Source organism: Pseudarthrobacter sp. GA104 (assembly GCF_009741265.1).
In the GTDB taxonomy this organism is placed as follows: Bacteria; Actinomycetota; Actinomycetes; order Actinomycetales; family Micrococcaceae; genus Arthrobacter.
Genome location: NZ_WOWL01000001.1, coordinates 118,509 through 140,746, shown reverse-complemented (window position 1 = coordinate 140,746; position 22,238 = coordinate 118,509). Strand labels below are relative to the sequence as shown.

Genomic DNA, 22,238 nt, shown 5'->3' with positions numbered 1-22,238 from the left:
AGATGAAGATGAATTGCTGTTCAGGGCTTGACCGTGATGCTTGTGCAGGGACCCTGAGGTTGTGCATGTCCAGCACGGGTGGCCAACCAGACGTTGCTGTCCTTTAGTTGTCTGCGAGGTGTTCGAGTTGCGTGTATTCCTCGGCGGTGAGGGCGAGGATTGAGCCGTGGCTGGCTCCTTGCGGCATGGCGGCCGTTATCGGGGTCCAAGTGTTCGATGCGAGCGAGTCGCTGGTGAAGGCGGTGTATCGGCGGTGGCCGAATTCGTCGATAAAGAGGAACCATGAGCCGGGTCCTGGCCCCCGGACGATGATGGGGCCCTCGCCGTGCACGAGTTCGTTCTTGCCGATGCCGGTTGCGATGACGGTGTAGTGCTCGCTGTCCAGGGTGTCGGAGCGTTCGGCGGTTATGAATTTGGCGTCGGGTGATGACGAATCAGCGGAAAGTTCGTCCTTGCTGAATCGGTAGAAGAATCCGTGAGCTTCGACGACGGTGGCGTCGATGACTGACCATCCGCGATCGATCCAGACGCGTGCGGGGGTGAATGTCCTGAAGTCGGTGGTGTTGGCGCAGAGCATCCGGTGGTAGGGGACGCGGGTCGGATCATTCGTGGGGGAGTGGAGCGTGGAGGCCCAGTAGACCAGGTAAGTCCCGCTTGCCTTGTCGAAGATTGCTTCCGGGGCCCAGGCGTTGCCGGCATTTGGCGGGGCGACTTCTACGAGACGCGGGTGAGTCCATGACATTAGGTCGTCGCTTTCCCAGACCACGATTGAGCGGCTTCCTGTTCTGACTGAGTCCTCCCAGGCGGTTGCCGGGTCCCTCCTGGCGATACAGAGGTCGGTGGCCAGGAGGTAGTAGCTGGCGCTCTCGCCTGGCAGGCCGGCCGCACGGAGCACGAAGGGGTCCCTTGCGCCCTGCTCACCGACCGTGGAGTCGAGGATCGGGCTGCCGTCATTGAGGATCGTCCAGTTGAGGGGGCTGGAGCCGGTGCTCAGTGCGAAACGTACTTGTTCCCCGTCGGCCTCGGTAGCGGAGGTGAAGTAGGCGAAGAGGTAGCCGGCCGGGTGTTCGGTCATCCCTTGACGCTTCCGCTGACGAGTCCACTGACGATGTGCCGCTGCATGAAGATAAAGAACACCACCATTGGGATCAGGACGATGACGGTCAGGGTCATGAAGGACGGCCAGTCGGTGGTGAACTGCCCCACAGCGGAGTAGACCTGCAGGACCAGGGTTTGTTTGTCTTCCGAACTGATGAACACGTTCGGGGTGATGAAGTCATTCCAGACCCACATGGTCTGGAACACCCCGACGGTGACCAGGATGGGCCGGATGAGGGGCAGGACAATCATCCAGTAGATGCGGAAGGGCCCGGCCCCGTCAATTCTGGCGGCCTCGAGGACCTCTGCCGGGATGGTCCGCATGTAACCGAGGATGAGGTAGTAGCAGAAAATGGACCCGCAGGTGTAGATCACGATCAGCCCTTCGAGGGAGTCCACCAGGCGTACCCCGACGAGCATCCGGTACAGCGGGACAAGGGTGGCCTGTCCAGGGATGATGAACGCGGCGATGAGGACTGCCCCGATGATTTGGGAGACGCGGCTCCGGCCGGTGATTTGGCCGAATGCGGCGAGTGACCCGATCGCGAGCATCAGGAAGATGGAGATGGCCGTGACATACACCGTGTTCATCAGGCTTTGGAGGATCTGGGTGCCTTCGAAGACCTTGATGTAGTTGTCCAGGACCCAGGTTGTGGGAAGCGCGAGCGGGCTGTTGGTGGTTTCCTGCTGGGTTTTGAACGTGTTGACGACGATGTAGTAGAAGGGGACGCTCATGAGGCCGGCGAGCATGATCATGAGGACGGACGTCAGGGCGTGCCGGGTCTTGGTCATGAGTATTTCCTTTGAAGTGCGTTCGAGAGGGCCATCTGGCCCAGCACGACGAGGCCGACGACGATAAGGAAGAGGACGGCGAGGGCTGAGGCAGCCCCGACGCGTGACTGGGCGATGCCGTCCTCGATGAGGGACTGGGTGAGGGTTCTGGTGGAGAAGCCGGGGCCGCCACGGGTGAGGGTGAACGGCAGGTCGAAGACTTTGAGGCCATTGGTCATTAGCAGCAGCTGGCTGACCGCCATGGCCGGGATCAGCAGCGGAAGGGTGATGTAGCGGAAGCTCTGCCAGCTGCTCGCGCCGTCGATCTTGGAGACTTCGTAGTAGTCTGCGGGGATTGCCTGCAGGTAGGCGAGGTACAGCACCGCGTGCCAGCCCGTGAGCGCCCAGATGGTGACGGCCACCGTGGAGAGCTGGGCGAGCGTGCTGTCGGAGAGCCACGGGATGGGACCGAGTCCCGTGAGCGAGTGGATGATGCTGTTCAGGACGCCGGAGCCGAGGGGGTTGAGGATGAAGCCCCACACCAGGCCCAGGATGGCCACGCTGGGAACTGCCGGGAAGAAGAATGCCGAGCGGACGAGGTTGCGGCCGAAGAATTTCCGGTTCAGTGTCAGCGCCAGGGGGATGGCGGTCACCGTGACCAGGATGGTGGTGGAGACCGCGTAGAAGATGGTGTAGCCGAGCGCCGAGAGCATCGACGGGTCCTTGAAGAGCTCCGCATAGTTGTCGAAGCCGATGAATTTGGGGTTGCTGGTGTATCCGTTGAAGTCGGTGAAGCTGTAGTAGAGCGACTGGGACATCGGGATGACGTAGAGCACGACGAATACCACGGCGATGGGGGCCATGAAGACCCAGGATGTGACGGAGAGCCGGTGCGTCCGCTTCCGGGGCTTTGTCCTCTTGCTGCTCTGTTGCGGTTGCACTGGCTGCAGTGGCTGAAGCTCGGGGGTTGTGGAGAGTGCCAAGGTAAAGCTGCCTTTCTGAGGAAGAGAGCCGGCGGCGCTGCTGTCGCCGCCGGCCCTTCGGAGTGCTACTTGCCTTGGAGCGCCGCCAGCTTCGCGTCAAGTGCCGATGCGACCTTCTCAGGAGTGGTCTGGCCCTGGATGAGCTGCTGCAGCAGGGAGACGGTCTCACTGTTCAGGGCTGCAGAGTTCGTGGGCCAGGTGACCTGGGGAAGGTAGAAATTGCCTTCGCGCACTGCCGGGACCATGGCATCCAAGGCAGGATCGAGCTGCGGAGTGAAGTCCTTGGTCGTCGTGATGGCGGCATTCTGCTTCTGATAGATCTCTACTGCGGTCTTGCTCTGGAGGAACTCCACGAGCTTTTCGGCCCCGGTCGGGTTCTTAGCCTTGGCATTGATCGCGTATCCGGGTGAGACGGCCCCAGCCCAGTATGTGGCGGAGTCGCCGGGGACCGGCATGAACTCCAGCTTCATGTCCGGCGCGGCCTTCTGGATGCTTCCCAGTGCCCACGAGCCGGTGCTGATCATCGCCACAGAGCCCCGCTGGAACTCGGAAGTGATCTGGTCCCCTGTCAGTCCGGCGACACTGGGGGATACCAGGCCCTGGCTGAAGAGCCTGGACCAGTCTTCCAATGGCTCGGTCCAGGTTTTGGCGAAGGAGGTCTTTCCGGCCCAGATGTCGGCGTCCATGGTTCCTCCGCTGGCCTGGTTCTGGAGCCCGACGAGGGCGGCCAGGCTCACAGGAATGGTGTCAGCAGGTTCATAAAAGGGGGTGATGCCGGCGTCCTTGAGTTTCTTGCACAGTGCCAGGAAGTCGTCCCAGGTCTTTGGCGGGGTCGTGAACCCGACCTTGGCCAGGAGGTCTTTGTTGTAAAGGATCCCTCCGCCCCAGGAGGACGTTGCTGCCCCGTAAACTTTGCCGTCTTTGGTGTAGGTGGCTTTGGCAGCGTCGGCGATGTTGCTGATCCAGGGCTCGCCGCTGAGGTCCTTGGCGAACCCGCCTTCCATGATTTCGGTTTTGTTCTCGGCGGTAATGATGAACACATCGGCAGCAGTTCCGCTGTTAATGCGGGTCTGCAAGGTCGAGATGTATCCCTGGACCGGAGTGCCGTAAGAGACCTTGAGGTCAATCGAGGGGTTCTGTTTCTTAAACTCTTCCAGGAGCGGCTTCATGCCCGCTTCGTTGTCCCAGGAGTAGAAGCTGACCGTGTTGTCCGAGCCGGAGCCCCCGGAGGAACCGCACCCCGTCAGTGCGGCCGCGGCTGCGACTACTGCGCCGAGGGCGGCCAGGCGCAGGGAGGTTTTCCGACGGCGCTGCGGGCTGTTTGTGTGGTGAAGCATGGCAGGTGCCTTTCTAGTGCTGTTTTGATGCGTTTTCGGATTTTGTGCGATAGACGGCCAGGTCCCTCACGAGCGGTTCGCGGGAGGGAATGACCTTTTGGAGCAGGCCGTCGACGGTGTGGACCAACGGATCGATAGCCAGTTCCCGGCGGTAGCCGGTCCCGCCGGGGATGGCAAAGCGGTGGTAGGTGATGAGCCATTCGTCGCTGTGCGGGATCCTGACGATGGAGTGGTGTCCGGTTGCCTGGATGCCCCGGCGGGGAGCCCTCTCCAGGAGCACCCCTCGGTCTGTCCATGGTCCGAAGGGGCTGGTGGAAGTGGCGTAGCTGACCCGGTAGTTTTCGTCGCGGGTGTCGTTTTCCGACCAGGAGAGGTAGTAGACATTCCCCCGCCGGTGGATGTTGACCGCCTCGCGGAAGCCGGTGGGAATCCAGGAGATCACGTCAGAGGGATTGAAGGAGACCATGTCCTCCTTCAGGGGCACCGTGTGGGCGACGCTGTTGCCCCAGCAGAGGTAGGCCCTGCCGTCGTCGTCGATAAAAATGTTCGGATCGATGGCCCGGCCGGGGAAATCGCCCTCTGCAATCAGCGGCCTTCCCAGGTCCTCAAACGGTCCGGTCGGCGACGAGGCCACAGCCACACCAATGTTCTCCTGCTCCGCCGTGTAGTAAAGGAAGTAGCGGCCATCCCGTTCGGCGACGGCGGGAGCCCACGCATGTGCCTCCGCCCAGCGTGTGTGGTCAGGCAACGAGAAAACGACCCCGTGATCGGTCCACTCGACCAGGTCCGGGGAGGAAAAGGCCCGGAAGGACGTGGCTCCCCATTCATTGCTGCCGTCGGTAGTGGGGTACAGAAAGTACTTGCCGTCGAAGACGCATAGGTGCGGGTCCGCGTAGTAGCCCTCAATTAGTGCCGGTACGGCAGGGTCGCCGTCGAAGTGGTCCAAAGGATTCTCCTTACATTTTTTATCGATACAAGTATTGTGGATCGATACAAGTCTTTGGCGTACGCTGATCGGAAGACAGGTCGAATTGCGATGGGAAGAAGGAAGACGATGGCAACCATTCAGGATGTGGCAAAGGCTGCTGGAGTTTCGCCTATGACCGTCTCGAATGTCCTCAACGACCACCCGCACGTGAAAAGCAGTACCCGAGCCAAGGTAGTCAAGGCGATGGAGGAGCTGGACTACCGTGTAAACCATGCCGCGCGGAATCTGCGTGCCGGCCGGACCTTCACCATCGGACTCGCAGTCGCGGAATTTGACCGCCCCTACTGGGGGCAGTTCGCGACGCGGATTATTGAGGAAGCTGCGGCCTATAACCTCCGCGTCCTCGTCGAGCAGACCGGCCGTAGCAGGGAAAACGAAATCAATGCCCTGGCACTGTCCCGCAACCGCATGTACGACGGACTCATCCTCAGCACGGTCGGCCTGAGCGCCGGTGATGCCAACATGCTGCGCGTCGACTACCCGGTCGTAATCCTGGGCGAACGTATATTCTCCGGACCGGTCGACCACGTCGCCATGGACAACGTGGAAGGAGCGAAGGCCGCCACCGCTCATTTGATCGAACGCGGCTGCCGCCGCATTGCAGCCGTCATGGGTCCCATGGGTACCGACCCCGATGCCTCCTCGCTCCGCTACACCGGCTACCAGCAGGCGCTGGCGGCCGCAGGAATCAATGGCGACCCGTCGCTGCACGTCACGATCAATGAGTTCACCTTGAAGGGTGGGCACGAAGCCGTCGACCGCCTCATCGAATCCGGGATCGGTTTCGACGGGTTGTTCTGCGCCACCGACACCGTAGCCCTTGGTGCGCTCCGCGCCCTCCATGAGGCCAAACTCCGTGTTCCTGACGACGTCAAAGTCATCGGCTTCGACAATCTGGTGGAGGGCCAGTACAGCATGCCCACCCTCTCCACCGTTGACCCGGACAGCGCTGAGATGGCCCGAATGGCAGTCAAACTGCTGGTGCGGAGAATTGCCGGCGAAGCGCCCAGCCGGGAGCCTGCTGAATTCGTGAGCTCCGCCCGTGTCATAGCCCGTGAATCGACCGCCGCGAACTGATGACAGAGCTCTGGGATGAAAACCTTGCAAATCGCATGTCAGCTCTTTCATCCTTCACCTCCGTCCGCCCTGACGCCGCATCATTAGCCTTATGTTTGTATCGATAAAAATACTGCGTGATACACACCACGTCTGTCAAGGCGTGGTGAAGAATCGACCCTTCCGAGTTGCGTTGGAGCTTCGTCCTGTGGAGGGCCGGCAGTGGGTTTGAAGGGCTGGAGTGCAACGTGGGGGAACGGCATTGGGCTTGAGAACTTCGCTAGCTGCTCAGGGGGATCCACCTAGCGAGGAAAGTTGCAGGTTCCGGGGGCTGGCGCGAAAGTGCCCTGCTGCGTGGAGGGGTCGAAGGAGGATGCGGACATGGTCCACGCTTTTCGGTTCGGATTGGGTGGCACAGGCTCACGATCGGTCCGGATTCCGTATGTTTTCGCGGGTTGCCAGTGTTTTCAGGAAGGAGGATGCAGTTCGAGTCCCACCTCGGGCACGACGTTTTTCCTCGTCAGAGGCGATTTTGCTTTAACGTGTTGACATGGCTTGTGGTGGCGTCCCTCTGATGCTAGATGCGCGGGCTGTGGCCTGGCTGCCGCGGAGCCTATTCAGGTGTGTGGGGTGGCGGGTTCAAGTCCCTGGCTGGTGGGTGTTCCGCCTGCTGAGGTGGGGTTTCTGCGGTTCCTCGTTCCGGTTCTGTCGGGTTGGTCGGGAGTGGCCAACACCAGTTCATGGTCCGGGGGAGCGGGGACCTCATGACCGGGCCGATTCTGGCGCAAAGCTTTCTTGGAAGGCTGCTCGCTGGCGTCACGCGAGCTCGGGGTGCTCCATTTGGCCTGCCAAAGGGGGTGTGGACAGTGTCCACACCTACGTCTGCTTTAGGAACATGTACGTGCCCGGCTCACACACCTGGCGCGCTCGGACGCGTGATGTCAGGTTGGGGTGTGCCCTATCTGCGAAACCCTTGGGCCCGTTCGAGGTGTCGGGACTTGAAGAACTCCTGGTTTGAATGCTTACGGCATGCTCAGTGGGTGTCCTACGGGTGAGTGCGGCTGGGACTGCGTTTCGAGTTGGGTGCGGAGTTCGTTTCCGGTGGGTGGCTTGGCGCCGGCCCGGGATACGGTGATTGCGGCCGCGGCGGCTGCCATGCGTCCCAGTTGGTTGAGGGCGGAAGGGGCGGGGCTGTTGGTTCCGTGGGTGAGGAGCCCGAGGATCAGGGCGGACATGTAGGAGTCGCCGGCGCCGATGGTGTCAACGACAGAGCACTTGACCGCCGGGATGCTGAGGGCAGCGGAAGGGGTTGCGAGAAGTGAGCCGGATGAGCCTCTGGTGATGATCACCAGTTCCGCTCCCAGGTTCAGGAGGTGTGTGGCGGTTTCTTCGGGGTCTTTACCCGGGTAGAGCCATTGGGCGTCTTCATCGCTGAGTTTGACGACGTTGGTGAGGTGTACGAGTTCTTCGAAGGTGTGCCGTGCTTCTGTGTGGGTTCCGAGCAGGGCGGGCCGGATGTTGGGGTCGTAGGTGGTGGTGCACTCGGTGCGGAGTTGCTGGAGAAGGGTTTTGATCTTTCCGGCGCCCGGTGACAGGAAGCTTGCGATTGACCCGGTGTGAAGGATCTTGGGCGGCGTGAGCGCATAGTCTTGTGGTTCGATATCCCAGGTGATGTCGAAGGCGTAGCTGGCTGAGCCGTCGTGGGCGATGGTGGCGGTCGCCGTCGAGGTTCTCTCCAGTGGGCGGGAGCCGGGCAGGAGCGTCACGCCGGCGCCGGCCAGGTGTGTTTCGAGTGCGTGCCCGCGGCGGTCCGCGCCGATTGAGGTGAGCAGTCCGGTGCTGACTCCCAGGCGGGCCAGGCCGTAGGCGACGTTGCCCGGTGACCCGCCCGGGTGTTCTGTGGTGCCATTGGGGGTGGTGATGACGTCGGTGAGGGCTTCGCCGATGACGACGACGTCCAGCACCCGCTGTGGAGGGTTTGGCTTGCCGGTGTTGTGCATGTCTTGTTCCTTGCTTTGGGTGCTGCCTTACGCGAGCTGCGTGACCTGGAGGCTGGTGATGGTTGCCGCGCCGCCGACGGCGTAGACGGCGAGGTCGGTGCTTGTCTCGGCCGGGAAGATCAGTTCGGTCATGGTGACCTGGCCGTCCTGGGCGAAGACTTCAACGGAACAGCGGTCCACGAAGATCGTGAGTTCGTAGGAGGCCGCCGTTGTCTGGATGGGGGCGGTGTCGATGGAGGGGAAGGATGCGTGGAATCCTGTCTGTCCTGATTCGCGCCGATCGACGAACAGCTTGCCTTCAACGGGACGGATGCCGACGCGAGTTCCCTTCAGGCCGTCTCCGCGCAGGATGAGGCCGAATTCCTCTGCGCTTCCGGGGGTGAAGCTGACGTCGATGCGCTGGATGGTGCCGGCCGCGTCCGCCAGGACCTGCACGCCGTCGTGAATGGTGGTGTCGGCGAGGCGGAACTGCTCCGTGTCAGCCAGGGCAGTCCAATCGCCTGCGGGTTGCTGGATCAGTGACAGCTTTCCGTCGTTGGTCTGGAGGGTGATTTCGCGGGCGAGGCTCATGGGGCTGCGCCAGGGCGTGGTGGGGATGTGGTTGGCGTATTCCCAGTTGTTCATCCAGGCGATCATGAGGCGGCGGTCCTCCGGGGCGTCGCTGAAGGAGACGGCGGCGTAGTAGTCCCGGCCCCAGTCCAGCCACTGGTATTCGCCCAGCCGGCCGGGGTCCTGGGGGCCTTCGGTGACGGTGGTGGCGGAGGTGAAGGTGGTGCCGTCGAAGTCGCCGATGAAGTATTGGCCGGCTGAGCCGTTGTTGGGTCCGCCGGGGTTGAGGTTGACGGTGAGGACCCATTTGAGGTTGTCCGGGTCGCCGTCCACCGGGAGCGGGAAAAGGTCGGGGCATTCCCAGACGCCGCCGGTGGCGTTTGCGGGGCCGAAGGTGCTTAGGAGTTCCCAGTTCTTCAGGTCTCGGGATTTGTAGAGGACTACCTGGAAGTCTGTGGCTTCGACGGCGGCCATCACCCAGTAGCTGTCCGCGCCGCCGTCGTACCGGATGACTTTGGGGTCGCGGAACTCGGCGGATGCGCGGCTAAGTACGGGGTTGCCTGGGTGTTTTATCCAGGTGTAGCCGCCGTCGATGCTGTAGGCCAGGGATTGGGCCTGGATACCCTCATGCACGGAGCCGGGTTTGTAGGCGCTGGTGTAGATGGCCACGAGGGGGGCGACGGTCTCGGTGCCGAAGCCGGTGGTGTTGTCGCGGTCAAAGACGATGCTGCCGGAAAAGATGTCTTCGTATTCGTCGCAGGCGATGGCCACGGGGTGTTCGGTCCAGGTCAGCAAATCGGTGGAGGTTGCGTGTCCCCAGGACATGTTGCCCCAGACGTTTCCCAGCGGGTTGTTCTGGTAATAGAGGTGGTAGACGCCGTCGTGGAAAATCAGGCCGTTGGGGTCATTAAGCCAGGTGTTCCGGGCTGCGTAGTGCAGGGCGGGGCGGAAGGTCTCGGCTGTCGTGGCGGTCGCGGCAGTCATGAAGGTGGCGTCTCATTTCTTGGCAGGTCTGGTTCTCTGCGGGTCCTTTGTGGGAAGGCCTGCAGGTGGATGAGTGGGGCGGGTGGGGCCCGGCGCGGGCAGCGCCGGGCCCCAGCCGTTTTTCGGGAGCTAGGAGTTCTTCTTGTAGCGGTCGTAGGCCTGCTGGTAGACCTCGATCATTTTGTCGACGCCGACGTTCTTGAGCTGGGAGACGTAACCGTCCCATTCCTGCTCGATGCCTCCGGAGACGATCCACTTGGCCATGTTCTGCTTGACCAAAGACGAAACGTCGGTCTGGATGGTGCTGATCTGCTGGAGTTCCTCGTTGGAGAGGGCCACCGGGGGGTAGCCGTCGTTGCCGGCGAAGGGCTTGTAGATCTCCACAACGGTTTTCTGCCGTTCCGCTGCCCGCGGTTCAGGTGCGACGACGGTTTTGAAGTTCTCGGCAGTGTTGGCCTTCGGGCCGCCGGGAGCGACCTTCTGGCGGCGTTCGCCTTCGCTGGTTCCGGCCGGAGCAGGGATCTGGGTCAGCAGGCCGCTGGCATCTTTTTGCAGGGTCTCGCCGATGGGTCCCCAGTTGGCCTGGGCGGACTGGATGGGGTCGTAGAGGTTGTCGGCCCAGCGCATGGTTGCGGCCGGGTATTTGTTGTTCCGGGTGATGGCGAAGGCGCCGCGGGCGATTTCCTGGTTGTTGGACTGGCTGGCGGTCCGCTTGCCGTCCACGCCTTCGAGCACGGGGACCAGGGCGTAGTTGTTGGCGCGGTCTGCGCCGACCATTTCGGGGATTTCCCACCAGACGAAGGAGCCGAGGTTCTCCTGCGCGGCCTTGCCTTTTGCCAGGTAGGCCTTGTCGTCCTGGGAGAAGGACTCGGGGTCGATCAGGCCTTCCTGGTACCACTCATGCAGGGTCTGAATGGCCTTTTTGTAGCCGTCCTGGGTGGCGGTGAAGATGACTTTGTCGTCCTGGACGATGCGGTGGTCCATGTTGTCCGGGACGCCGCCGAGGGCTGCGATCAGGTCGACGATGTCCCCGCACCAGGATCCTGGCATGAAGCTCAGCGGGATGGTTTTGCCGGTCCCGGAGGCGTCCTGGTTCTTGAAGGCCAACAGAGCATCGTGGAACTCGTCCACAGTTTTTGGCATCGGGATGTTGAGTTTTTTCAGCCAGGAGGTGTTGATGGCCATTGCGTGGGGGAACTGGACCAGGCCAAGTTCTTCGACGGAGGGCAGGGAGTAGATGTGCCCGTCCGAGGAGGTGATGGCTGCCTTGATGTCGGGCCGTTCGGCGAGCAGCTTGGAGAGGTTGGGGGCGTTCTTTTCGATCAGGGACTCGAGCGGAATGAGGGTGCCGCTGGCGGAGTAGGTGGCGATTTCCGCGTCGGTGAGGCCTGTGTTGAAGAACGCATCCGGCAGGTCACCGCTTGCGAGGAGGAGGTTCTTCTTTTCCTGGAAGACCGTTTCGGGCAGGTTTTCCCAGTTGACGTGGATGTTGGTGGCTTTTTCCCATTCCTTCACCACAGTCATGGTGTTGTAGTCCGGGGCCAGGGCGGTTTTGGTGCCGGAGAATGTCAGGTCCAGTTGCTTGCTGACGATCGGGAAGCCTGTTTCCTGGAAACCGAAGTCAGCGGAGGCGTCTTTGATCTCCGTGGTGCCGGAGCCGCCGCCGGAGCAGGCGGTGAACGTCAATGTTCCGGCCAGGATGGCGCCGAGGGCGGCGTATTTGCGGCTGAATGCCATGGTCATTCCTTTTCTGAGGTGGTTGTGTGCTGACTGCCCGCGGCGGGTGCCTGGGCGGTGGTGCTGGGGAGGGGCTATTTGACGGCGCCGATCATGGCGCCCTTGGTGAAGTGCTTCTGCATGAATGGCAGTGCGATCATGAGGGGCAGGCTTGAGACGACGATCATGGCGTACTTGGTGAGCTCTGCGATCCGTTGCGCTGCGGCATAGGATGCGATGTCTCCGCCGGTGGTTCCGGTGGATGAGACGTCTGACTGGATAAGGATGTTGCGCAGGACGAGCTGCAGCGGGTATTTGGTGTCGTCATTGAGGAAGATCAGGGCGTCAAAGAACGAGTTCCAGTGCGCCACGACGTGGATCATGATCATGAGCATGATCAGGGGTTTGGAGAGGGGGAGCACCATTTTGAAGAAGAACTTGAAGTCGGTTGCTCCGTCCATCTGGGCCGCTTCGCGTAGTTCGTTCGGGATGGTGTGTTCGAAGAAGGATCTGGCGATGATCAGGTTCCAGACGCCGACGGCTCCTGGCAGAACAACTGCCCAGACGGTGTCGAGCATGCCGAGGTCCCGGACCACGAGGTACTTGGTGATGAGTCCGCCGTCGAAGAACATGGTGATGACGAACAGGAGCATCAGGATTTTTCGGCCGGGCATGTCTTTGCGGGACAGGGCGTAGGCGCCGCAGAGGATGGTGCTGACGCTGACGGCGGTGCCCAGCACGGTGTACACAAGGGTGTTGGCCAGGCCGTTCCAGATCCTGCTGTCGGCGAAAATCCGTTCGTACCCCTCGGTGGTGATGCCCGATGGCAGGAGCCACACTTTTCCTTCGTAGACGGCGTTCGGGTCGCTGATGGAGGCGATGACGATGAAGTACAGGGGGTATACCACCGCCAGGATGGACAGCAGGAGGACGACGGTGGCGGCGATGCTGAAGGCCCGGTCACCGTATCGATCCCGCAGCGGTCGTTTAGGCCGGACCCGGTTGACGGTTCGGGCCGGGGTGTCGGTAGGGCGGGGGTTGGTTGTCAGAGACATATCGGCATCACCACAGGGTAGCTTGGTTGGCCCGGCGCGCAATCGTGTTGAAGACAAGCAGCAGCGCCAGGTTGAGGAGGGAGTTGAACAGGCCGATGGCGGCCGAATAGCTGAACTGCGCCTGCTGCAGGCCCGCGTGGTAGACGTACGTCTGGATGATCTCCGAGGATGAGATGTTCAACGGCGTCTGCATCAGCAGCGCCTTCTCAAACCCGACGTTGAGCAGGTTGCCGATGGCCAGGATGAACAGGATGGTCACCACGGGCATGATGCCGGGAAGGTCGATGTGCCGGATGCGCTGGAGTTTGGACGCGCCATCCACCTTGGCCGCGTCATGCAGCGCAGGATCGATGGCTGCCAGGGCCGCAAGGTAAACGATCATCGAGAAGCCGGCGTTCTGCCAGACATCGGAGATCACGTAGACGGGACGGAACCATTCAGGGGAGCCCATAAAGAAGACGGGCTCCCCGCCGGCGAGCTGGATGGCGTTGTTCACCAGGCCGGACCGGGGGGAGAGGAGGACGAACATGATGCCCACCACCACGACTGTCGAGATGAACGCGGGCGAGTAGAGCACGGTCTGGGTGAACTTCTTGAACTTCTCGCTTTGCAGTTGGTTGACCAGCAGCGCGAGGATGATCGGGATGGGGAAAGCCACCAGCAGTCCGAGGATGGCGATCCACAGCGTGTTGCCGACCACCTGGCCGAACTGGTAGGAGTTTACGAACCTGACGAAGTGGGTCAGGCCCGCCCAGGGGCTGTCCGTGAACCCGTCCACCGGGTTGTAGTTTTTGAACGCTATCTGCACGCCGTACATCGGCCAGTATTTAAAGACCAGGATGTAGATGACAGCCGGGGCTAGTAATACGTATAACTGCCAGGCACGGGAAATTCTCTTGAGGCGGAGCGAAAGAGAATTTTTCCGCTGCGGCAACGGTGCCGCAGCTGGACCGCCGCGTCGGGCCGGGATAGTGCGGCTCATGGCATCTCCTTGGGATGGGTCACTGAGTTCCGTTCGATCAGGGGGCAGTCCATGAGCTCGACCCGGCCATCGGGTTCCGCATCCTGGAGGATCAGTTCGACCGCGCGCCGGCCCATGGCGACGAACGGCAATTCAAAGGTGGTCAGGCCCGGCCGGAGGAACGGTGCCAACGTCGCCTGGTTATCGAAGCCAACAATGGACACGTCCCCGGGAATCGAAAGGCGCAGGTCGGACACCGCCTGGTAGGCGCCCCAGGCACCGCGGTCGTTCGCGCAGAAAATCGCGGTGGGCGGTTTGCCGGAGGTCAACAGCTCCATCGCGTACCTGTAGCCGTCTTCCTCGCCGCCTCCGCCGAAGCGGACAAGGTCCGGATCCAGTTCCAGCCCTGCTTCCTCAAGAGCTTTCCGGTAACCGTCGTAACGGCCGACGGCGGCCGGGAGCCCGCTTTCAAGACTCTCGATATTGATCAACGCGATTCGGGAATGCCCCGCCGCAAGCAATCGGCGAGTGGCCGCGTATCCGCCCTTGACTTCGTCGGGAGCGACACTGGCAACCCGTCCCGCCCGGTCCTGGGAATTCAGCACAACGGATCGGACATCCGTCAGGGCCTCCGGAACATCCAAGCGCCGGTGATACATGCCGGCGTAAACCACTCCTGCAACCTTGTAGGAGAGCATTGCGTCCAGGGACGCGGCCTCAAGCTCCTTGTCGCCGCCGGTATTGACGGTCAGCAGAAGGAGCCCGTCCTCCCACGCCCGCTGCTGCGCACCCTCGATAATGGCGCCGGCAAAAGGAGTGGTGGCAACGGTATCGCCGATGAACCCGATCATGCCTGCCACGCCTTCACGGAGGGTCTTGGCGTGGGCGTTGGTCCGATAGCCCAACCGGTTCACGGCATCCCGGACCTTCTTGCGGGTCTCCTCCGAGAACCGTGACCCGGAGGCCGAGTTCAGCACCAAGGAAACCGTAGCCTGCGACACGCCTGCGGCGGCAGCCACGTCGTGCATCGTCGGTCCGGACTTCGGCCGCGTTCCAGCCATGGGCACCTCCTCGAGCCGGTAAGTTTGTTGGGTTATGCGTATAACTTCGATAACTCTAGCGTGTGTCACACGGAGCGTCAATAGAAGGAATTTGACCTACGGAATCACATACACCTGATTGCCTGCGCAGAGCCCTTGCAAGAGTGGGCGACTGTGGAGCTGAGCGTTTTGCGGATAACTGCCACGACTAAGCGGTGCAGGCCTACTACGGGACCCGACCTGTCGAATGCAGGGCCGTCGGCGTGGATGTCCCGGGCGGCGTTGACCAGGTGCGCAGCAGCCAGGTCCGGTCCGTCAACGGACTGGCCCTCCACCCGTATTAGCCTTGCTTGGCTGTTTCCCAACACCCTGCAGGTCACCGCCACGGGAACACCGTCGGCGGCAAGATCCGTGACCAGCGGACCCCGTCACCGCGTAGATCTGATCCAGAATCTCGCCTTCGCGGCTTTGGAAGCACGGCGGTATTCCGTGCTGACCTACTACCCGCCGGCGTCCGCCCCGCCTTTTAAGCTCAGGACTCGAGTCGAAGGCGCGTGCAGACCGTTGAAGGTGACAGTACCGGTTTGGTACCATAAGGGGATGGCTATGAATCTCCGTGTCCCTGAAGACCTCGATCGGCGGCTGGAGAAGTTGGCTGCTGAGGAACATACGTCCAAGTCCGCGCTTCTGTTGCAGGGGGCAGAGTTGGTTCTGCAGCGCCACGCGCGCCGGCGTGAAATCAGCGCAGGTCTTGATTTTGTTATGAGTCATGACGCTGATCTGCTGAAGCGCCTTGAAGACGCGTGACAGCGTACCTGGACATTGAGGATGCCCTTCAGGTAGTTGATCGGTACGGCTTCCATATCCGTGATGTCGGGTTGTTGGCCTCAGCATTGGTCAGGCCGGCTACGACTGTCCTGGGCGCGGAAGCCTATCCGGAGCTCGCGGTGAAGGCGGCAGCCTTGTTGGAGTCGGTCGCCCGGTTCCATCCACTCATTGACGGCAACAAACGGACGGCTTGGACGCTCATGGTGCTGCTGCTGTGGATCAACGGTCACCGGCATGACTTCACCACGGATGAAGGCTTCGACCTCGTCGTCGGAGTCGCCGCGGGCGCTATCGACCTGCCGAACGCTGCCGCCGAGATTTCCAGGCATCTGGTGCCCCGATAGTCCCTCCAGCGCCCCCGGAAGGGGGTGTGGACATTGTCCACACTTTGGGCTTCGGACTGGGTAGTAGGTCGGTCGGACTGCCTCGGATTCCGCATGTTTCCGGGAGTTCCCAGTGTTTTCAAGGGCTGGAATGTAGTTCGAGTCCCACCTCGGGCACAGTGTTTCCGCAGGTCAGGGGCTTTTTGTCTTCTTGCTGTTGACAAATCTTGACTTGTTGTAGCTAATTGTGCACTTGCTTCGCAGTGCAGTACGTCCTGCTGACGGGAAAGCGGCGGCCCGAGCCGTTCTTCTACGAAGACAAGATGCTGCGATTGCGACTCCTGCGAAGCTCGTCACGTTCCGTCGTCCGAAGCCGATTGACGCTATTAGGGAAGAAATCCGCGGGACGACTTCGCCACCTGCAACCCGAGGCGGTCCTCCGTGAGGAACATCGCGCCAGCTTCGCGGCCCACGGGTTGCTTTAGGGAGCTGCCGCCAACGTCGTTTCGGTGGTGACGGAATGTAGACGCAAGGCGAACACGAGGACTCGGCCGATTTGGGATGGATGCCGTGTTGGTGATCCTCCTGGCACCCAAAACCAGGGGCGCTGCACGAACATTTCAGGTGATAGGTAAAGGCCCTTCACCAGGGAATGTCAGGTTCCGCTCCGGCTGTTTCATGACTAGAACGGTGATTTCCGCAACCGCTCTTGCTAGTAGGTTGGGGACTCTGGGCCCACAGCCAGCTGCCCATGACTACAGCCGCCACGCCACTCCGGTGCATGGGATCGCTTGACTCAGATCACACATCGGGACGTGACGAGTCTGAAATTGCGGCCGTTCTTGGCGCGGCCATAGTTGGAGTCAGCCCAGAAACGCGATATGGCCCTCGACATGCACCAGCCTGATCCGAGCGCGGGCCTGGAATCCCTCGGACGCGTGAGATCATGGGCGAGTGGGGAGAGAACCGGGCCAAAAGAACCGATCTGGAATTCAGTTCAGAAACTCGGTGATCTATTTTGGCAGAAAATTTTGGGGTGGGATTGCCGTTTCGGGCGCCGTTCTCATCTGGACACTCTCTTCGGCCGGGCAGAACGAGGATGGACTGAAAACTGGGCTCCTAGTCGTTCTGGGTGGAGTTATTGGAATCCTTTTCGCCCCCGCACCGAAGCCCGTCGATCATGAGCCCACTGCAACGGCTGCCGTCGAGCGCATGATGGACATGGCCCGCGAAATCAAGAGCGTTCAGGAGACAGTCACTGACGTGGTGGAGGAAGTAGAGCCGATGACGGCCCTTCGCTTGGTCGAAGCTCAGAACGCCTTGCTGAGGCAGATCGAGATGATGGAGAGATCCGTCAGCGATTGGAACGAAATTTCCCCGGGCGTGGTCGTTGCAGTTACTACTAAGCGCGACGCGGGGAAAAGGAGATTCTTGGAACTGACTAAGGAGGAACAAAATGGATGAAGTCGTTAAAGGCCAAGTGGCAGAGATCATCAGCGACCGCGAATTGATCCTGAATAGAGGGGCTTCCCACGGAGTTCGTGAAGGTATGTACTTCAAGATCCTGGACCCAAAAGGTTTCAAGGTCGAAGATCCCGAAACCGGCGAGTACCTAGGAGGGCTGAAGAGGGTCAAAGTGGTGGTTGTGGCCACCCAGGTAGCAGATAAAATCACGCTCGCCACGACCTTCAGGACGAAGACTATCAACGTAGGTGGAGAGAATCGGACCGGCTTGGAAAGTATTGCCAAGACGCTGGCTGCTCCAAAGTACGTCGAACGCGTCGAACGTCTGCGAATTGACCCCAATGCGGCTCGCCCCATCACTCCCGAGGAAAGCATTGTTTCGAAGGGTGACCCATTCGAAAGTACCAATCGCGCCGGCGCCGAAGCGGCGGAAACAGTGGCTGTCTGGGAGTGATAACGATTGAGCTGGGCCACAGCTCTATGGCAAGAACGGTGAACAAGCACTGCGTCTTGCCTCTCGCTCCCGCTGCAAGGGCTGCTAAGGAACGGTGGGAAAGTTCCGCACGTGAAGATCGGTGAAGCCCGACCGAATGATCACCCGATTCGTCAAGGAACACGGCGGCGTTACGAGGAAACTCACGTCGAGGCAGACCGGCGATCTGATCAAGGAGGTGGCGAAGCTTTACCCCGTCCCCGCTAGTCGTTTGGATCACGTTATCTGGCGCTATACGTCAGGGCGCAAGGTCTTCAAGGACGAGGAATAGCAACGGCAGGCCACGTGCTCACCGAGGATGACCGGCCGTTGTTGGTCCTCGGCCCTGATCTAACCCTTGGGATTATTCGGCTGAGCCATGTAGAAAGTGCTGCTTTCAGGTTGGCGAGGCGGAGGGAATGTGAATTGATAATTAATCTGGATGCCTTTGGCGCGCGCCTCCACCTCCATCTTCTCCCTGGGCATGGAGACGAGGGTCGTTTCCGGACCGCCGGTCGCACTTCGACCGGCAGCGAAGGTGCCTCTCAGTTCCTCGATCGCGTGCTTTCCCCAGAGGAACATCATCAGTGCACGTTCCTCGTGGAAAGTGCTGGCAGTAATGATTCCACCGCCCTCCATTGTGTGCGTGCCGACTGGGAGGTGGAACAGGGATGGCGCCCACGCCAATCCGTGGGCGAAGCCCGAACACAGCTGCCAGAGTGAGAAGAAATCCGAACCCCGGGCTTTGTCAACCTCCTGGAGGGCCTCTGTGCGGTTCAGTTTTGCTGTTACCCGCGTCCTCTTGAGGCCCGCCTTGGCAGCCGCCTCGCCGAGGGCTGCCGCTGAGTCTTTATGTTCAGCCGCCGATGCAGCCGCTGCCTTCTTGTTCTCAGTTGAAAAACCCGGAAGCTCTGAGCGCTCCTTGAAGAACTTGTACGCATTTATGAGCGAATCGTGTCCTACCCTAAGCGCCCGCTCCTGTCTTCCTGCGCGCTCGGTTCCAGTCAGCACCCACATTCCAAGACCGGAAAGCTCGATTGTGCCGCGCACCAGGGTAGGGATCCCGACAGGGCTGAGGCGACCAGCCTGCGCGAGACTGAAAGCCGCTCCCAGGTTGTCGACCGACGCATCCAGGAGTGTTCGGACCACTGCTGCCGGACCTGGCCCCTTCGGGATGTCAAGCTCATCTCCGGCAAGGAGAGATTCCGGCGCAAGGGGGTACGCGTGGGTGTCCTGGGACAAATTCTGTACGTCGGCGAGCCAAGCCCCGAACTGTTCCCAGGCCTCGCTATGAACTGCGGTTTCTTCGGTGGCCATGCCGTAGATTCTGCCATCCACTCACCGTGTCCGTAATATTGCTTCTCTGGTAAAACAGCGTCGCTTAGAACTCCGTCCCTGCTGGAACCGCGGAGCGTCGAAGGCGAACAAGAGCATCAGGGTCATCGTGGCGTGGGTAAGAGTGGCAGCAGTCATGGTGGCCCTCGCGGCGCCCCAGCGGACGTCCGGCTCGAGCCGGTGTGCCTCTTCGTAGATGCGCCGTCCGATTCCGAGGCCTGTGACCCGCCTCCAAGCGTCCAGCGTTTCCGGCTTAGCGGGGTCAATGGATCCGAGCTTAGTGCTCTTGGATTCGACGCTGCCGAATCCGTCCCCATGCAGGACGAACAGTGCCCGCAGACCGGAGGCGCCATGCTGGATCCAGAGCCGCGTCCGTCCTTCGCCGTCCTGGTCGTAGGCGTGCATAATCTCGGTCGAGGCGGCGACTGCCGCATACATCGCGATGTTTCGGCGCGCATTCTGCGAGTCGTCGATACGTTTGATCTGAGGGGGTCAAAGCGTAAGCGTGGGCTCGTTAGCTCTGCTTGGGCTGGAAGCCCCTGAGCGGATCGTTCATTGAAAGACAAAGCCGCTTAGTCGCTGATCCGGCCAAAGATCCAGCCCAGCGCCTGCTGCTCGGGGCGGTCGGGACTGCCCCGGCTTTTGTTGACTCGGGGTCTTAGGCCGCTGTGAGCGCGGTCCGGTTGATTGTTTCTGAAAAAGTGCAGTGTCCAACGCTAAGCCTCAGTACGCCCGGAAACGTTGGAAGCCCGATACCATGAGGCGCCTAGGCGAAGGAGACGGGGAATGGATAGAGCGGGTCTGCCGGACCGGATTGCTGCAGGAATGCAGGTGCTCATCAGTGGGGATAAGCCAAAGCCAGGCGGCAAGAGCCTCCAAAAAGGCCACTACTACGCGGACGGCGGCAATGCGTTCTGGGGCCTTCTCTACGACTCCGGGCTGACCTCCGAGGCGTTGACCTGGCAGGATGATGAAGACCTTCCGCGATTGGGGATCGGTTTGACCGACCTGCACAAGTCCGACGAACTTGGCTCCGGCCACGCGCGGTTGGAGGCACTGGTGCGCGAGTTCCGGCCTCAGTGTGTGGCCTTCAACGGCAAGGGTGTTGCCGAGGATTACGTCGAGCACGCCGATCCCGGTCAGCGTGTCGAGATGGGCCTTCAGGACTGGAGAATCGCTGGTAGCGAAGTGTTCGTGCTGCCCAGCAGTTCCGGTGCGAACAGGGGCGGGGGCCGGCTCGATTGGTGGGCGCGGTTAGCCCTGCATCTGGGGCGACGCAGCGACAAATTGGGGGAGTAGGCCGACGTTTGAAACGGCGTCGGTGCGAGCGGAGCCCCATGGCGGCCTCCCGGGCGGGTCCGTCCTCCTGAAGCGTTGATCTTTGCACGCGGTGTTTCAGGCATGGAGCCAGCCGTTGCTTTGGCGCGTACACGGCAGGCGTTACACCGCGAATCCTTGGATGCCGGGGCAGGAGGGGACACCGAGTGATGATCTTGCGAACGATCGTTCCCGAAGGCCCATCGGGGTCGACAGCTTCGCCCCATTGCGCGAAGCCTGTAGAAATAGTGGATGACCACGGATGAGCCTGACTACTTTCTTTTCATTGGAGACGTTGACAGCGAATCGGCCACAACGAAACTGAGGTCAAGCGGTGCCACGTATCATAAGAAGCTGCTTAGTTCGAAGCCTGAAAATTGGGCCAGGATCGTCACCATGATTACCTCGCCGCACTGTCGTGGTGTGCTTGTCGTTCTGAGACGCAACGACTACGAGGCAATGTGCCGACCCGAGTATGAAGAAGCGTCTAGGGCCCTGCTGGATGCTCTCGCCGACCGTTCTCACGCGGTTCTCGTCCATGAGGCAGTATTCCTCACCGACGAGCAGCGCGCGGCCCACGATGTCCCGGCAGATGAGCGTTCGAGGGAGAATGTCTTTCCTCTCGGGCTTAGCGATGAGGATCGCGCCCTCTTCGAATCTATGAGGGAGGAATGGGAGGACCCCTTCAGAGCGATTTCCGACGCCACTCGGGAGCGCGTGAACGCCATGCTAAGGGATCGTCAACTCAACGTTTTTCCGTACCGCACGAACGTGGAACGTTCGATCATTGCGAGCGGGTTCTTGGAGGACAATGAGCGGCACCTGCTCTTCCGCTTCTACGTCCCCAGCGGTCGTCTCTACGCGCAAGAGGCGGACGCTCTCCTCGGCCTGTTCCGCGAGTGGCTTGGCCAGACGGGCCACAGCCGCGTTCGTCAGGAGGGCTACAGCACTGCCGCCGGTCAGGTGTTCGAATTCTTCAGCGGGGACGGCCAGCCTGAGGGTGGATTGAGCCGCTACTTCGAGGATTTCTCCTCCTTCCTCGGTGACTGCGTGGCCACGCCAGCGGCCGCTGCCGCCCAACTGATAGCGAACGGTGTAGCGGAGGACGCGGCAGCAATTATTGTGTCGCGGTATGCGACCAGGGCACGCCGTCTCAGCCTCGACCTTAAGCAACGAAGGGAGGAGCGGATGCTGAGCTTGAAGCACGAACTCGAGAACATCGTCCTTGAGGTCGACGGGTTGACGAGTAGGAATGTAGAGGCTGTTTTGGACGAGATGCTTCCGCCTCCCGCGGCTATCGGGATTATCGAGGGGCCGAGGATGAACCCAAGTCATTCGTTAACAGTCAATAATTTCAATCCGCAGTTCATCAACGAGGTTACGGGTTCGGTGGTCCAGAACATCGCGGGAACCGTCAACCTGGGAGCTGAAGCGAAACAGTTGCTAGAACTCATAGCGACTTTTGGCGGCCACGAGCGCGCTCAGCTGGAAACGGCGGTTCATGAGCTTGAGGACGGCGGTGCGCGAGGGGCCGAACGTGTCGCGGCGCGCGGTCGCCTCAAGCGCTTCCTGGCGGACCTCGGTAACCGCGGGCTCGGCGTAGGCCTCAACATCCTGCAAAAGTACGTAGAACACAAGATCGGCGTCACGTAACCGGAAACCTGGACCCTTTGTAAAGAAGGCCGTAAGCCGGTCCGCTAGCGTGTGGCAGCCTGAGCTCATGTTGAGACGACCCGCCCCGCTTGAAACCCCTCTAAGACGGGGCGGAGAAAGTTTACATCGAGCCCGGATCTCCCATCTCTATAAAGGATCGCTTGTTGAGATCGCCTATGGGGTTGGCGAGGCCGGAAGCGGAGGACTACGAACGCAACGTGTCCCCATAGGTCTGCGAAACCCAGCGAAGGTTCCTGCATCGGCTCCGGAACCCCGGGGTCACCAACTAACGAAGGAACCGGCACGAA

At 61.1% G+C, this 22,238-nt stretch carries 21 protein-coding genes and 1 pseudogene; 8 read left to right on the top strand and 14 right to left on the bottom strand.

The annotated features are described in order from the left end of the window. Window positions 1-103: 103 nt before the first annotated feature. The 5 genes from GK109_RS00605 to GK109_RS00585 form a co-directional block, all read right to left on the bottom strand. The gene (locus tag GK109_RS00605; RefSeq protein ID WP_104997774.1) at window positions 104-1,075 is read right to left on the bottom strand and encodes a glycoside hydrolase family 43 protein; all 972 of its coding nucleotides are present in this window, start codon (window positions 1,073-1,075) and stop codon (window positions 104-106) included. Then, a complete protein-coding gene (locus GK109_RS00600; protein ID WP_157238308.1) occupies window positions 1,072-1,890 on the bottom strand; it encodes a carbohydrate ABC transporter permease in 819 nt (272 codons plus the stop codon). Before GK109_RS00600 ends, GK109_RS00605 begins: the two co-directional genes overlap by 4 nt. Next, on the bottom strand, window positions 1,887-2,732 hold the full coding sequence (locus GK109_RS00595; protein ID WP_231754774.1) for a carbohydrate ABC transporter permease: 846 nt from the start codon (window positions 2,730-2,732) through the stop codon (window positions 1,887-1,889). Before GK109_RS00595 ends, GK109_RS00600 begins: the two co-directional genes overlap by 4 nt. A gap of 185 nt (window positions 2,733-2,917) precedes the next feature. After that, the gene (locus tag GK109_RS00590) at window positions 2,918-4,189 is read right to left on the bottom strand and encodes an ABC transporter substrate-binding protein (RefSeq protein ID WP_104997777.1); all 1,272 of its coding nucleotides are present in this window, start codon (window positions 4,187-4,189) and stop codon (window positions 2,918-2,920) included. A 13-nt stretch (window positions 4,190-4,202) separates the two neighbouring features. Further along, entirely contained in the window at window positions 4,203-5,135 is a 933-nt protein-coding gene (locus tag GK109_RS00585) for a family 43 glycosylhydrolase (RefSeq protein ID WP_157238306.1), read from the bottom strand. Between the two features lie 108 nt (window positions 5,136-5,243). On the opposite strand from GK109_RS00585, the gene GK109_RS00580 reads away from it, so the two are divergent. Then, the gene (locus GK109_RS00580) at window positions 5,244-6,254 is read left to right on the top strand and encodes a LacI family DNA-binding transcriptional regulator (RefSeq protein WP_157238305.1); all 1,011 of its coding nucleotides are present in this window, start codon (window positions 5,244-5,246) and stop codon (window positions 6,252-6,254) included. A 1,001-nt stretch (window positions 6,255-7,255) separates the two neighbouring features. Here GK109_RS00580 and GK109_RS00575 read toward each other — a convergent pair. From GK109_RS00575 to GK109_RS00545, 7 genes and pseudogenes are all read right to left on the bottom strand, one after another. Then, window positions 7,256-8,233: a carbohydrate kinase gene (locus tag GK109_RS00575; RefSeq protein WP_157238304.1), complete on the bottom strand. Its 978-nt coding sequence runs from the start codon at window positions 8,231-8,233 to the stop codon at window positions 7,256-7,258. A 27-nt stretch (window positions 8,234-8,260) separates the two neighbouring features. Further along, on the bottom strand, window positions 8,261-9,766 hold the full coding sequence (locus tag GK109_RS00570) for a glycoside hydrolase family 32 protein (protein ID WP_157238303.1): 1,506 nt from the start codon (window positions 9,764-9,766) through the stop codon (window positions 8,261-8,263). Between the two features lie 129 nt (window positions 9,767-9,895). Continuing rightward, on the bottom strand, window positions 9,896-11,503 hold the full coding sequence (locus GK109_RS00565; RefSeq protein ID WP_104999714.1) for an ABC transporter substrate-binding protein: 1,608 nt from the start codon (window positions 11,501-11,503) through the stop codon (window positions 9,896-9,898). Between the two features lie 74 nt (window positions 11,504-11,577). After that, window positions 11,578-12,537, bottom strand: coding sequence for a carbohydrate ABC transporter permease (locus GK109_RS00560; protein WP_104997782.1), 960 nt, complete (start codon window positions 12,535-12,537; stop codon window positions 11,578-11,580). A gap of 7 nt (window positions 12,538-12,544) precedes the next feature. After that, on the bottom strand, window positions 12,545-13,519 hold the full coding sequence (locus tag GK109_RS00555) for a sugar ABC transporter permease (protein ID WP_197432369.1): 975 nt from the start codon (window positions 13,517-13,519) through the stop codon (window positions 12,545-12,547). Further along, on the bottom strand, window positions 13,516-14,559 hold the full coding sequence (locus GK109_RS00550) for a LacI family DNA-binding transcriptional regulator (RefSeq protein ID WP_231754773.1): 1,044 nt from the start codon (window positions 14,557-14,559) through the stop codon (window positions 13,516-13,518). The genes GK109_RS00555 and GK109_RS00550 overlap by 4 nt, the downstream gene beginning before the upstream one ends. 224 nt (window positions 14,560-14,783) lie before the next feature. After that, window positions 14,784-14,960: pseudogene (locus tag GK109_RS00545) on the bottom strand (IS3 family transposase); the annotation flags it as partial. 178 nt (window positions 14,961-15,138) lie between these two features. On the opposite strand from GK109_RS00545, the gene GK109_RS00540 reads away from it, so the two are divergent. From GK109_RS00540 to GK109_RS00520, 5 genes are all read left to right on the top strand, one after another. Then, complete coding sequence (locus GK109_RS00540; protein ID WP_229666519.1) at window positions 15,139-15,345, top strand: ribbon-helix-helix protein, CopG family; 207 nt, start codon at window positions 15,139-15,141, stop codon at window positions 15,343-15,345. Then, complete coding sequence (locus GK109_RS00535) at window positions 15,342-15,710, top strand: type II toxin-antitoxin system death-on-curing family toxin (RefSeq protein WP_104997784.1); 369 nt, start codon at window positions 15,342-15,344, stop codon at window positions 15,708-15,710. The genes GK109_RS00540 and GK109_RS00535 overlap by 4 nt, the downstream gene beginning before the upstream one ends. 933 nt (window positions 15,711-16,643) lie before the next feature. Beyond that, window positions 16,644-17,153 (top strand): hypothetical protein, encoded by a 510-nt coding sequence (locus tag GK109_RS00530; RefSeq protein ID WP_157238302.1) that lies wholly within the window; start codon window positions 16,644-16,646, stop codon window positions 17,151-17,153. Then, window positions 17,146-17,607: a hypothetical protein gene (locus GK109_RS00525; protein WP_157238301.1), complete on the top strand. Its 462-nt coding sequence runs from the start codon at window positions 17,146-17,148 to the stop codon at window positions 17,605-17,607. The genes GK109_RS00530 and GK109_RS00525 overlap by 8 nt, the downstream gene beginning before the upstream one ends. Before the next feature lie 136 nt (window positions 17,608-17,743). Beyond that, window positions 17,744-17,917 (top strand): hypothetical protein, encoded by a 174-nt coding sequence (locus GK109_RS00520; RefSeq protein ID WP_157238300.1) that lies wholly within the window; start codon window positions 17,744-17,746, stop codon window positions 17,915-17,917. A gap of 59 nt (window positions 17,918-17,976) precedes the next feature. Here GK109_RS00520 and GK109_RS00515 read toward each other — a convergent pair whose 3' ends face one another. After that, window positions 17,977-18,942 carry a hypothetical protein gene (locus GK109_RS00515; protein WP_157238299.1) on the bottom strand — a complete coding sequence of 322 codons (966 nt, stop codon included), beginning with the start codon at window positions 18,940-18,942 and terminating at the stop codon, window positions 17,977-17,979. 21 nt (window positions 18,943-18,963) lie between these two features. Continuing rightward, entirely contained in the window at window positions 18,964-19,398 is a 435-nt protein-coding gene (locus tag GK109_RS00510) for a hypothetical protein (RefSeq protein WP_157238298.1), read from the bottom strand. Window positions 19,399-19,746: 348 nt separating this feature from the next. Here GK109_RS00510 and GK109_RS00505 point away from each other — a divergent pair, with 348 nt between their 5' ends. After that, the gene (locus GK109_RS00505) at window positions 19,747-20,259 is read left to right on the top strand and encodes a mismatch-specific DNA-glycosylase (protein WP_157238297.1); all 513 of its coding nucleotides are present in this window, start codon (window positions 19,747-19,749) and stop codon (window positions 20,257-20,259) included. A gap of 270 nt (window positions 20,260-20,529) precedes the next feature. Beyond that, window positions 20,530-21,930: a hypothetical protein gene (locus GK109_RS00500; RefSeq protein WP_157238296.1), complete on the top strand. Its 1,401-nt coding sequence runs from the start codon at window positions 20,530-20,532 to the stop codon at window positions 21,928-21,930. The last annotated feature ends 308 nt before the right edge of the window (window positions 21,931-22,238 follow it).